The following is a 12,262-nucleotide window of genomic DNA, read 5'->3' on the forward strand; positions in this document are numbered from 1 at the left end:
CTCCTGCTAGCAATCACGTCCCCGACCAGCCCGAGCACCCCGCCTCCGGCCCACACCAGCCCCGTGACCTGCACGTTCAGGTTGGCAATTGCCCATTCAGGGCTGGCACGACCTCCTGGCACCCGCCGTCCAGCTGTGGCACACCGCTGAGCTGTTCGCCGCGAAGCCCGACGGCGACCGCCTCGCGGTGACCGTGCGCACCGCGCGGGGCGAGCGGCAGCTCACCTGCGACCACCTCGTGCTGGCCACCGGCCGGCGCGGCGTCACCTCAACCACCGCTCTGCTCCAGGGCCTTGGCGTTCCTACCGAGCTGCCGGACATCTCGGTAGGAGTGCGCCTCGAGATGGCCGTCGAACTGCTGGAGGCGATCGGCGAGGAGCATCCTGACCTGAAGGTCTCTCAGCTCGACCACGCTCAGAAGATCAAGTCGTTCTGCTTCTGCGGTGGCCCGAACGGTGGTCGCATCAAGTTGACGAACTATCAAGATGCCTTCGGCGACCCCGTCATCACTCTCGACGGGCACGAGACCACCGAGCGGGTGCGTGGAATCCGGGCGCTGGCGTCGAACTTCGGCTTGCTGTGCCAGGTGCAGGGTCGCGGCAATGCTTTGGAGGCGCGAGACTCTTTCATCGCCACCTACCGAGAGCTTGCCGGTGGCCGACCCTTCACCCAGAGCCTGCGGGCCTTCATGGACCGCACCTCCGACGGGGCCGGCTGGCCGCAGCTCGAGGCCCGGATGCCGTTCCAGCCCTCCGTGCTGGACCTGACGGTCGGCCGGGTCGACAAGCTGTTCACCGATGCCGAGCACGCCGGCCTCGCTGCGGGATTCCGCCGGTTCATGGGCTCGATCCTGACCCACACCGGCCGCGCGCTGACCGTCGAGGACATCCTTGACGACGTCTTGGTGGTCGGGCCCGAAATGGAGTTCCTCTGGAACAGACCGGCGATCGACGCCGACTGCAAGGTGCCCGGCCTGCCGGTCTACGTCGTTGGAGACTCCGCCGGCATCGCCCAGGGCATCGTCCAAGCCGCCATGATGGGCATCGCCGCCGGCCGCGCCATCGCCACCACCGCCGGACCCGCGCTGCCTGTGCTCGCCGACGCCTCCCGCAGGTGAGCGCGATGACCATCACCACCCCCGACCGGCCCGCCGCACACACCAGAGCGGCCACGCTCGACGACCTCTACCCGGCAACCGCCTGGGACCTGCCCGTCAACCCGGGCCTGCCCGCGCCCCGTCTGCCCGCCCCGCCCGAGGAGCGCCGCAATCTCACCGGCTACCGCGACCACTACCGGCCGTTCATCCTCCGCGAGATTCCCGTCGACGGCCAGATCGAGCGCCTCGCCGCGATTGACAAGGCCTTCCCGCACAGCCTCTACGACCTGATGCTCCTCGTCGCGCGCGACGACGTGCTGCGCACCCACGTCGGCAACACCCCCGACGCCGTCCTCGCTGCGCTGCTCACGGCCGCCCGGGCTTTCCACGACTTCGCCCACGACCCCGCCGCCCAGCGCCGCTTCGGCCTGGCGGGCAGCCAACTCGGTGTCGGGTGGAACTATGACCCCACCATCGACCGCGACAACGGCCAGTGGTGGGACAAGCGCTTCCACCTGCACCTCAACTGCTGGACCGCCCCGGTATGCGCCACCGTCCAGGCCGTCCGCCTCGCCGAGATCACGGACACCACCACCCGCCGCTCCCTCATCGACCCCGCCGCCCATCTCGCCCACCGAGTCATGGCCGACGCGCTCGGCGGCACGAAGCTCCCGGCCGGCTGCCGCGTCCTCGCCCCCGACCTCGGACGCGACGCCGACCTCGGCCTGCCCGTCGGCCTTAAGCTCCGCCTGCCCGGCTGGCCCTTCCTCACCACCGCACCGTGCCGCGCCCTACTGCGGGCTCTCCACTCCACTGCGGCCGCCACCCACCGGTCGCTGTTCACCGCCTTCACCGGCTCCGCCGACACCCCGGAGCCCTGGAGGCGCCCCCACCTGCTCCCGCCCGGCGCAGTCCGCGACAACGTCACTGCCCTCCCGTGGCTCTCGACTGGCACCCGTGCCGACCTGCTGCACCTGCGCAGCGCCCTCAAGGACGTGACGGACCGGCAGATGCGGCTGTTCGCGGAGCGCCCGTGGGTCGCCAACCGCTGTCTGACCCTCGGCGGCCTCAGCTACAACACCGCCTTCTTCACTCCCCACCCCGTCGACAGCACCACCCCCGACGGTGACCTGCACCTGGTCATGCAGTTCAAGCTCGTCAGTTACATCGGCTCCAGCCCTGCCGTCGCCGGCGCCGTCGCTTCCGTCATCGACCGCGTGCACGGCCCCGTCATGACCCCCGGCGACCGCCGCCGCCGCGCCGCCTTCCAGCACGCCTTCCTCGACACCCTCACCCACCAGAGCCCCGCCTCGACCTAGCCCCGCCGCAGCAGTGAGAAAGCAGCAGCGAGAAAGGCGACACCGGTGATCGACCCCGACATCCTCGACTTCTACGCCCAAGGGCGCGAGCAGGACCGACTCAAGGACCCCCGCCGCTCGATCGAGTACTGGCGCACCATGGACATCCTGCTGCGCCACCTGCCCCCGGCCCCGGCCACCGTCCTCGACATCGGTGGTGGCCCCGGCCTCTACGCGCTGACCCTGGCCGCCCTCGGCTACCGGGTCCACCTCATCGACCCCGTCCCCCTCCACGTCGACCAAGCCCAGGCTGCCTCCACGAGCGCCGAACGCCCACTGGTCAGCGCCCAGCTCGGCGATGCCCGCACCCTCGACCACCCCGATGGCCACGCCGACGCCGTCCTGCTCCTCGGCCCGCTCTACCACCTCACCGACCCCGCCGACCGGGCCCGGGCCTGGACGGAGGCGCACCGGGTGCTGCGCCCGGGCGGGGCCGTGATTGCTGCTGGGGCCTCCCGCTACTACACCACCTGGGAGATGCTCTCCAAGGGCACCCTCGACCTGCCAGGTGCCGAGGACGTCGTCCGGCAGCACCTCGCCACTGGGCAGCACCGCAACCCTGAGCGGGACTTCGACCGACTGTGGACCACCGCGTACTTCCACGACCCCGCCGAGCTCGCCGCCGAGGCCCGTGCCGCAGGCCTGGCCGTCCGCGCGCTGCTCGCCGTCGAGGGCCCGGCCAAGCTGTTGCCGGACCTCGCCGAGCGGATGGGCGAGGAGGCCGACCGGGAGCGGGTCCTGATGGCGATCCGGCGTACGGAGACGGAGCCTACTGTTCTCGGCCTGTCTTCCCACGTCCTGGCCGTCGCCGAGGTCCCGGCCGCCGGAGACGGGCGGTGAACCCCGGCCGCGTGAACGCGACGATCCGCGCGGTCTCCGAGTGGATCGACCACTCGCCCGACAACCGGGACCGGGACCGCGAGGCGCTGTTATGGGGAAGGGTCACCAAGGTCGGGGAGGAGGTCGGGGAGGTGATCGCCGCCCTGATCGGAGCGACCGGCCAGAACCCCCGCAAGGGCCACTCGGCGACCCTGCAGGACGTGGAGCGCGAGTTGCTGGACGTTGCGATGACCGCCCTGGCCGCCGTCGCCCACCTCCACACCGGCGACGCCGAACCGCCCGATCTGCTCGGCCTCCTGGCCGGCCACGTCGAAACCGTCGCCCGTCGCGTCGGTGCAGCCTAAACGCAACTGCTGCTCGGGGCGGCCGGAAGACCTCCGGCTGCCCCGAGCAGCAGTGCGCGCCCGCGCTACGGCCTGCCGACCGACATGTAGGTGAAACCCGCCGCCCGCATCCGCTTGGGTTCGAGCAGGTTGCGGCCGTCGAAGAGGACTGGCCGTCGCATGCCCTGCGCGGCGCGGACCCAGTCGACGTCCTGCAGCTGCGGCCACTCGGTGACCACGACTGCCGCGTCGGCGTCGGCCATCGCCTTCTCCGGGCTCGCGTACCTGGTTGCGGACGTCCACGGTTCGACCTCGGCCGGGCGGGCCAGTGGGTCCCAGCAGCGGACCTGAGCTCCCTCCGCGAGCAGCCGGGTGGCCAGTACCGTGCTCGGTGCCTCGCGCATGTCGTCCGTCCCCGGCTTGAACGCCATCCCCAGCAGTGCCACCCGGGCGTCGGCCAGCGTGCCGAGTTGGTCCGTGAGCTTCTGGATCGCCCGGCGCTTCTGGATGTTGTTCACGTCGATCACCGCCGACAGCAGCGGTGGGTGGAAGCCGGTGTTGCTGGCCATCTGCCGCAGCGCCTCGGAGTCCTTCGGAAAGCAGGACCCGCCCCAGCCGATCCCCGGGCGCAGGAAGTGGGGACCGAGCCGGTGGTCCAAGCCAACGGCCCGCAGGACCTCTTCGGCATCCGCGCCCGTGTTCTCGCACAGGGTGGCGATCTCGTTAGCGAAGCTGATCCTGGTGGCGAGCAGGGCGTTCGAGGCGAGCTTCACCATCTCCGCCGACCGCACGTCCATCGCCACGACCGGACTGTCCACGCCTGCGTGTAGCTGTTCCACCAGGGCACCGGCCGCCGGGCTGTCAGCGCCGATGACGATCCGATCCGGCTTCATGAAGTCGGCGACCGCCTTGCCCTCTGCGGTGAACTCCGGGTTCGAGGCGTAGCCGACGTGCGTCAGACCGGTCTCGTCGAGCACGGCCCGCACCCGACTGCCAGTGCCTACCGGCACGGTCGACTTCATCACCACGGCTTGAAGGTGCGGAGCACCCGCCAACGACCTGATGACCGACCAGACCCGCGACAGGTCCGCGTCGCCGGACGCCGATGGCGGGGTGTCGACACACACGTACGCGACCTCGGCGTCCGCCAGCACCTCCTCGAGGTCCAGGGTGAAGGTCAGGCGCTCCTTGTTCCGAGCGATCATGTCGCCCAGTCCGGGCTCGTAGATCGGCACGTCCCCGGCCTGCAGCACCTGCACCCGCTCGGGGTTGATGTCTCGTACCACTACTTTGTGCCCCAGCTCTGCCAGGCATGCACCGGTCACCAGACCGATGTAGCCCGCGCCGAACACTGCAATCTGCCGCCCCGACGTGCCGACCATCGCTGCATCCAATCTTCGATGCCCTCAAGTCAGGGCGTTGTAAGGGGAGTTGGCATCAATTCCCAGAAAAGGGTCTCCCTACCATATCTTGCGACGCACCGCATATCCGCCACTACCGAAAGTCATCGGAGTGCGCACTTGCGCGCCCGCCTGTTGTTTGAATCTGAACAGCAGGCGTTGCGGGTCGCCCCCGACCCGTTCGGCGCAGCATCCCCGTCCACCCCGTGGGGGCGGCCCGCAAGCTGGGAGCGGGGGAGCCACCGACCGGAGGATGGGTATGTCCAAGGCGTTCGGATTCAAGGAGTTCGGCGGGCCGGAGAGCCAGGGGTTCCTGGACCGCCCGACCCCGGTGCCAGGTCCGGGTCAGTTGCTGGTCGCGGTCCGGGCGGCCGGGGTGAACCCCATTGACTGGAAGATCCGGCAGGGCTTCATGGGGACGGAGCTACCGCTGCCCGCCGTGTACGGGGTCGAGGTGGCGGGTGTCGTGCAGGGGGTCGGCAGGGGCGTCGAGGGCTTCGCGGTGGGGGACGAGGTGTTCGGCAGCGCGCTGGCCGGCGGCTATGCCGAGCACACGCTGCTGGCCGCCGACCATGCGGCCCGCAAGCCCGCCGGAGTCTCGTTCGTGCAGGCCGCGGTGCTCCCGGTGGCTGCCGCGACGGCGTACGACGGTGTGCTCCAGCTGGCGCTGGAGCCGGGTCAGACGCTGCTGATCCTGGGGATCGCGGGCGGGCTCGGTACGGCGGCCGCCCAGATCGCCCGGGGTTCGGGGCTCACCGTGCTCGGTACGGCGAGCGACGCGAACCGTGGCTTCGTCGAATCGCTCGGCGCGACCCAGGTGCGGTACGGCGAGGGCGTGGCCGAACGGATCAGGGCGGTCGCGCCCGGCGGGGTGGACGGCATCCTCGACCTGATCGGAGGGGCGGACGCGCGGGCCGCCGCCGAGGCGCTGGCGACCCCCGGGCGGCTGGTCTCCGTCGTCGACCCGGTCACCGCGACCGATCTCGACGGCGCCTTCGTCCGGCGCAGCGGCACTGCGGCTACCCTCGACGCGCTGGCCGCGCTGGTCGCCGCCGGCGGGCTCGACCCGCACATCACCGCGACGTACCCGCTGGAGCAGGCCGCCGAGGCACTCGCGGTGGTGGAGGCCGGGCACGCGCGCGGCAAGCTCGTACTGGAAATCGGCTGACGGGAAACGACACTGTGAAGATCACCGAACCCACCGTCGGCGGACCCTGCTGGGTGGAGCTGGGCACCTCCGACCCGGCGGCGGCGAAGCAGTTCTACGGCGAACTCTTCGGCTGGCGCGCCGAGACCGACCCGAACCCCGAAGCGGGCGGCTACACGAGCATGATGCTGGACACCGCGCCGGTGGCCGGTCTCACCGCGCTGTACGCGCCGGGGCAGCCGACCGCCTGGACGGTCTCCTTCGCCACCGCCGCCGTCGACGCCACGGTGGTGGTGGTCACGGCGGCCGGTGGCCACGTGCTGATGGAGCCGATGGAGGTGCTCGACCTCGGGCGGTTCGCCGTCGTCCAGGACAGCTCCGGCGCGGCCTTCTCGCTCTGGCAGGCCCGGACCTTCAAGGGCGTCGGGCTGCTGAACGAGCCCGGCTCGCTCGGGTGGGTCGAACTGGCGACCCGCGACCCCGCCGGAGCCGTGGCCTTCTACACCCGGGTCTTCGGCTGGAGCGTCAACGAGGGTGAGACGTACACCCAGTGGGGTCTGGACGGCCGGGACTTCGGCGGGATGCTCGACATGGGGGACCGGTTCCCGCCCGAGGTGCCGCCCTACTGGATGCCGTACTTCGCGGTGGCGGACGTGGACCTGACGGCGGAGCGGGCCGCCGCGCTCGGCGCGACCGTGATGCTGCCGCCCGTCCAGCTGTCCGGCGGGCCCCGGCTCGCGGTGATCCGCGATGCGCAGGGCGCGGCGTTCGGGGTCCACCTCGCACGGGACTAACCCTCCGACGGGGTGTGATCAGGGCTCGACGGAGGTGGGTGGCTGTTCGCGCAGTTCCTCGCGCCCCTGGACAGTGCCCGGTGTGGCTGAGCGCGAAGCCGGATCGTTCCTGCGGCGAAGTGGGACGAAGGCGGCGGTCAGGGTGATCGCGACCGCCGTCAGGGGAACCCAGTCGCCCAGGCGGTCGTACCAGGTGCGGTCCGCCGGGGCGGCCAGCGGGAGTCGTACGGTGACCGAGCCGGTGGCCGAGGTGCCGAGCAGGGCGAGGCGGCGGCCCTGGCGGTCGTACGCGACGGACTCGCCGGTCAGCGAGGCCTGGACGACCGGGTGGCCGGTCTCGGCGGCGCGCAGGGCGCCGAGGGAGGCGTGCTGCTGGGGGGCCCAGGTGTGCTGGAAGGTGGAGGTCGCGGACTGGTAGACGAGCAGCCGGGCGCCGTCGTCGGCGGCCGTCCGGGACATGTCGGGGAAGGCCGACTCGAAGCAGATCAGCGCGCCGAGCGGGAGCGGGCGGCCGGTGCGGTCGGTGGCCTGGAGCAGGTGGAAGGCGGTGCCGGGGGCGCGGTTCTCGCCGGCCGCCTTGCTGATGCCGGCGATCCAGCCGAGGACCAGCCGCAGCGGGATGTACTCGCCGAACGGCACCAGGCGGATCTTGCGGTAGCGGCCCGCGATGCCCGCCGGGGTGATCTGGACGGTGTCCTTGGAGATCCGGCCGTCCGCCTTGCGGGCGTCCTCGCCCACCAGCAGCTGGGCGCCGGTCGCGGTGGAGAGGGCGCGTAGCCGGCTCATGGTGGCCGTGTCACGGTCCAGGTCGGTGCTGATGCTGCTCTCGCCCCAGACCACCAGATCGAGCGGCTGCCCGGCGAGGGCGGCGGTGATCCGGGCGCTCGCGTCGAAGCGGGCGGTCTGGTCCTCGACCACGCCGGGCTGGACGAGCGCGACGGTCGCGTAGTCGCCGGGGGTCGGCGGGGTGCGCAGGGCGAACAGCAGCGGACCGGCCGCGACGGCGAGCACGGTGACGGCGGCGGCCACCACCCGCACCCGGAGTTGACGGATCGTCAGTAGGACGACCACGCCGGTGTTGGCGGCGACCACCGCCGCGCTGACCAGCCACGCCCCGCCGACCGAGGCCAGCCCGAGGATCGCCGGGTGCTGCCACTGGGTGGCGCCGAGCAGCGCCCACGGACCACCGAGCGCGTGCCAGGAGCGGGCGTACTCGGTGCTCACCCAGACCGCCGGCACGACCACCAGGGCGGCGAGCGCCCGAAGGGCCGTGACCGGCGGGTGCAGCAGCCGCCAGACCGCCAGACCGACGGCGGACTGGAGCGCGCCGAACACGACGGCGATGGCGAGCAGTCCCGGCCCGACCGAGGGGATCAGCCAGTACATCGCGGTCAGAATGAATCCGGCCCCGAACCACCAGCCCCGTACGGCCGCCTCCCGCCCGCTCGGTGCCCGCCGCATCAGCAGCAGACCGGGCACCAGCGCGACCCAGGCCAGCGCGGCGAGCCCGGGCGCCGGGAAGGTGAGGACCGGGAGCGCGCCGGTGGCGAGGGCACCCCACCGGGCGGGCCGGGAGAAGGCGGCGCGTAGCGTCATGCCCCGATTGTCTGCTTTCGGGGCGTCCGCCACCCTCTGTCCCGGCGGGTGTGTCACATCAGCTGTCACCCTCAAGATCGCCCTCGGTCTCCAGGAACGCCGCCCGCAAGGCGTCGATCATCGCCGGATCCGGCTCGGCCCAGAGACCGCGCTCGGCCGCCTCCAGCAGACGTTCGCTGATGCCGTGCAGGGCCCACGGGTTGGCTCCGTTCAGGAACTCCCGGTTGGTCGGATCAAGAACGTACTCCTGTGTGAGCTTCTCGTACATCCAGTCCGCGACCACGCCCGTGGTGGCGTCGTAGCCGAACAGGTAGTCGACCGTCGCCGCCATCTCGAACGCACCCTTGTACCCGTGCCGGCGCATCGCCTCCATCCAGCGCGGGTTGACCACGCGGGCCCGGAAGACGCGGGCGGCCTCCTCGGTGAGGGTGCGGGTGCGGACCGTCTCCGGGCGGGTCGAGTCGCCGATGTAGGCGGTCGGGGCGCGGCCGGTGAGCGCGCGGACGGTGGCGACCATGCCGCCGTGGTACTGGAAGTAGTCGTCGGAGTCCGCGATGTCGTGCTCGCGGGTGTCGGTGTTCTTGGCGGCGACGGTGATCCGCTTGTACGCGGTCTCCATCTCCTCGCGCGCCGGGCGGCCGCCCAGGTCGCGGCCGTAGGCGTAGCCGCCCCAGACCGTGTAGACCTCGGCGAGGTCGGCGTCGGTGCGCCAGTCCCGGCTGTCGATCAACTGGAGCAGGCCGGCGCCGTACGTGCCCGGACGGGAGCCGAAGATCCGGACGGTCGCCTTGCGCTCGTCGCCGTGCTCGGCGAGGTCGGCCTGGACGTGGGCGCGGATGTAGTTGCTCTCGGCGGGCTCGTGCTGGCGGGCGGCCAGGCGTACGGCGTCGTCCAGCAGGGCGACCACGTGCGGGAAGGCGTCCCGGAAGAAGCCGGAGATGCGGAGCGTGACGTCGATGCGCGGGCGGCCCAGCTCGTCGAGGCTGATCGGCTCCAGGCCGGTGACCCGGCGGGAGGCGTCGTCCCAGACCGGGCGGACGCCCAGCAGTGCGAAGGCCTCGGCGATGTCGTCACCGGCGGTGCGCATCGCGCTGGTGCCCCAGAGCGAGAGGCCGACCGAGGTCGGGTACGCGCCGTCGTTGTCCGCCTGGTAGCGGTCGACCAGCGAGGCGGCCAGCGCCTGGCCGGTCTCCCAGGCGAGGCGGCTCGGGACGGCCTTCGGGTCGACGGAGTAGAAGTTGCGGCCGGTCGGCAGGACGTTGACCAGGCCGCGCAGCGGCGAGCCGGACGGACCGGCGGGGACGAAGCCACCGCCGAGCGCATGCACCACGGCGTCCAGCTCGTCGGTGGTCCGGGCCAGCCGGGGGACGACCTGGTGGGCGGCGAAGCTGAGCACCTCCGCGACGGCGGGCGGGAACCCGGCGGCGACCTTCTCGACCGCCTCCGGCGCCCAGTCCTCGGCCTCCATGGCCTCGACCAGCTCGCGGGCCTGCGCCTCGGCGGCGTCCGTCGCGCCGAGCGTGAGCGCGGCCTCGTCCAGGCCGAGCGCCTCGCGCAGGCCGGGGAGGGCGTTGACGCCGCCCCAGATCTGGCGGGCGCGCAGGATGGCCAGCACGATGTTGACCCGGTCGACCCCGGCGGGGGCCTGGCCGAGGACGTGCAGACCGTCGCGGATCTGGGCGTCCTTGATCTCGCAGAGCCAGCCGTCGACGTGCAGCAGGAAGTCGTCGAAGCCGTCGTCCTCGGGCCGCTCGTTCAGGCCGAGGTCGTGGTCGAGTTTGGCCGCCTGGATCAGCGTCCAGATCTGGGCGCGGACGGCGGGCAGCTTGGCCGGGTCCATCGCGGCGATGTTGGCGTGCTCGTCGAGCAGCTGCTCCAGGCGGGCGATGTCGCCGTAGCTGTCGGCGCGGGCCATCGGCGGGATCAGGTGGTCGACCAGCGTCGCGTGGGCGCGGCGCTTGGCCTGGGTGCCCTCGCCCGGGTCGTTGACCAGGAAGGGGTAGATGAGGGGGAGGTCGCCGAGCACGGCGTCCGGGCCGCAGTCGGCGGAGAGCGCGGCCGTCTTGCCGGGCAGCCACTCCAGGTTGCCGTGCTTGCCGAGGTGCACGACGGCGTCGGCGCCGAAGCCGCCGTCGGACTGCGCGGCGGCGATCCAGCGGTAGGCGGCGAGGTAGTGGTGGCTCGGCGGCAGGTCCGGGTCGTGGTAGATCGCGACGGGGTTCTCGCCGAAGCCGCGCGGGGGCTGGATCAGGACCAGCAGGTTCCCGGCGCGGAGAGCAGCCAGCACGATGTCGCCGTCCGGGTTCTGGCTGCGGTCCACGTACAGCTCGCCGGGCGGCGGGCCCCAGTGCTGCTCGACCTTGGCGCGCAGGCCCTCGGGGAGGGTGGCGTACCAGCGGCGGTAGTTGGCGGCCGGGATGCGGACGGGGTTGCGGGCGAGCTGGTCCTCCGTCAGCCAGTCCTGGTCGTAGCCGCCGGCGGCGATCAGCGCGTGGATCAGCGCGTCGCCCTCGTGGGAGTCATCGTCGATGACGTCGAGGCCCGGCAGGTCGTGGCCGAGGTCCATGCCCTCGGTGCGGAGGCGCTGGAGCAGGCGGATCGCGCTGGCCGGGGTGTCCAGGCCGACCGCGTTGCCGACCCGGGCGTGCTTGGTCGGGTACGCGGAGAGCACGAGCGCGAGGCGGCGCTCGGCGGCCGGGATGTGGCGCAGCCGGGCGTGCCGGACGGCGATGCCCGCGACGCGGGCGGAGCGCTCGGGGTCGGCGCGGTAGACGGTCAGGCCGTCCTCGTCCTGCTCCTTGAAGGAGAACGGGACGGTGATCAGGCGGCCGTCGAACTCCGGGACGGCGATCTGGGTCGCGGTGTCGAGCGGGGAGAGGCCGTCGTCGCTGGCCTCCCAGGCGGCGCGGGACCAGGTCAGGCAGAGCGCCTGGAGGATCGGGCGGTCGAGCGCGGCCAGCGCGCCCGCGTCCCAGGACTCCTCGTCGCCACCGGCGGAGGCGTCGGCCGGGCGGGTGCCGCCGGCCGCGAGGACGGTGGTCAGGATCGCGTCGGCCTGGCCGAGCTCGGCGAGCAGCTCGTCGTCGGCGCCGCGCAGCGAGGAGCAGAACAGCGGGCGCGGGCGGGCGCCCTGGTCCTCGATGGCCTGGCAGAGCGTCTCCACGAAGGCGGTGTTGCCGCTCATGTGGTGGGCACGGTAGTAGAGCACCGCGATGACCGGGCCGTCCGCGTTGCGTTCCGTACGCTCCAGCGGGCCCCACTCGGGCGCGGAGGCGGGGGCGGCGAAGCCGTGGCCGGTGAGCAGCACGGTGTCGGAGAGGAAGGCGCCCAGCTCGGCCAGGTTCTCCGGGCCGCCGTGCGCGAGGTATGCGTGCGCCTCGGCGGCGATGCCGGCCGGGACGGTGGACAGCTCCATCAGCTGGGCGTCCGGCGCCTGCTCACCCGTCAGCACGATCACCGGGCGGGGGCCCGCGAGCAGCGCGTCCAGGCCCTCCTGCCAGGCGCGGCGCCCGCCGAGCAGGCGGACCACGACCAGGTCGGTGTCCTCCAGCAGCGCGGGCAGGTCGGCGGGGGTGAGGCGCGCAGGGTTGCCGAGGCGGTACGGAACCGGGCCCTGCGAGGCGCGGGCGCTCAGCAGGTCGGTGTCGGAGGTGGAAAGAAGCAGGATCATGCGATGGCCCTCCCGGCCTCGTCAACGGGCGTGGGCAT

Annotated in this window: 9 protein-coding genes; 6 read left to right on the forward strand and 3 right to left on the reverse strand. The window is 72.4% G+C overall.

Annotated features, from left to right (window positions below; all coding sequences use genetic code 11):
- Nucleotides 1-187 precede the first annotated feature (187 nt).
- From P3T29_RS14210 to P3T29_RS14225, 4 genes are read left to right on the forward strand one after another with little or no spacing between them, the layout of a single operon-like run.
- On the forward strand, nt 188-1,117 hold the full coding sequence (locus tag P3T29_RS14210) for a hypothetical protein (protein ID WP_280716779.1): 930 nt from the start codon (nt 188-190) through the stop codon (nt 1,115-1,117).
- A 5-nt stretch (nt 1,118-1,122) separates the two neighbouring features.
- Nucleotides 1,123-2,415 (forward strand): hypothetical protein, encoded by a 1,293-nt coding sequence (locus P3T29_RS14215; RefSeq protein ID WP_280716780.1) that lies wholly within the window; start codon nt 1,123-1,125, stop codon nt 2,413-2,415.
- Between the two features lie 45 nt (nt 2,416-2,460).
- Nucleotides 2,461-3,294 carry a class I SAM-dependent methyltransferase gene (locus P3T29_RS14220; protein ID WP_280716781.1) on the forward strand — a complete coding sequence of 278 codons (834 nt, stop codon included), beginning with the start codon at nt 2,461-2,463 and terminating at the stop codon, nt 3,292-3,294.
- 11 nt (nt 3,295-3,305) lie between these two features.
- Nucleotides 3,306-3,638: a MazG-like family protein gene (locus P3T29_RS14225; RefSeq protein ID WP_280716782.1), complete on the forward strand. Its 333-nt coding sequence runs from the start codon at nt 3,306-3,308 to the stop codon at nt 3,636-3,638.
- A gap of 65 nt (nt 3,639-3,703) precedes the next feature.
- Here P3T29_RS14225 and P3T29_RS14230 read toward each other — a convergent pair whose 3' ends face one another.
- The gene (locus tag P3T29_RS14230) at nt 3,704-4,999 is read right to left on the reverse strand and encodes a UDP-glucose/GDP-mannose dehydrogenase family protein (protein ID WP_280716783.1); all 1,296 of its coding nucleotides are present in this window, start codon (nt 4,997-4,999) and stop codon (nt 3,704-3,706) included.
- A 277-nt stretch (nt 5,000-5,276) separates the two neighbouring features.
- Here P3T29_RS14230 and P3T29_RS14235 point away from each other — a divergent pair, with 277 nt between their 5' ends.
- Together P3T29_RS14235 and P3T29_RS14240 are read left to right on the forward strand one after the other, a co-directional pair.
- Nucleotides 5,277-6,185, forward strand: coding sequence for an NADP-dependent oxidoreductase (locus tag P3T29_RS14235; RefSeq protein WP_280716784.1), 909 nt, complete (start codon nt 5,277-5,279; stop codon nt 6,183-6,185).
- Nucleotides 6,186-6,199: 14 nt separating this feature from the next.
- On the forward strand, nt 6,200-6,958 hold the full coding sequence (locus P3T29_RS14240; protein ID WP_280716785.1) for a VOC family protein: 759 nt from the start codon (nt 6,200-6,202) through the stop codon (nt 6,956-6,958).
- Nucleotides 6,959-6,976: 18 nt separating this feature from the next.
- On the opposite strand, the gene lnt is transcribed toward P3T29_RS14240, so the two are convergent.
- A complete protein-coding gene (gene lnt, locus P3T29_RS14245; protein ID WP_280716786.1) occupies nt 6,977-8,554 on the reverse strand; it encodes an apolipoprotein N-acyltransferase in 1,578 nt (525 codons plus the stop codon).
- Nucleotides 8,555-8,612: 58 nt separating this feature from the next.
- Entirely contained in the window at nt 8,613-12,224 is a 3,612-nt protein-coding gene (cobN, locus tag P3T29_RS14250; RefSeq protein WP_280716787.1) for a cobaltochelatase subunit CobN, read from the reverse strand.
- Between the last annotated feature and the right edge of the window lie 38 nt (nt 12,225-12,262).

Origin of the sequence: Kitasatospora sp. MAP5-34 (assembly GCF_029894335.1) — a bacterium.
Lineage (GTDB): Bacteria > Actinomycetota > Actinomycetes > Streptomycetales > Streptomycetaceae > Kitasatospora.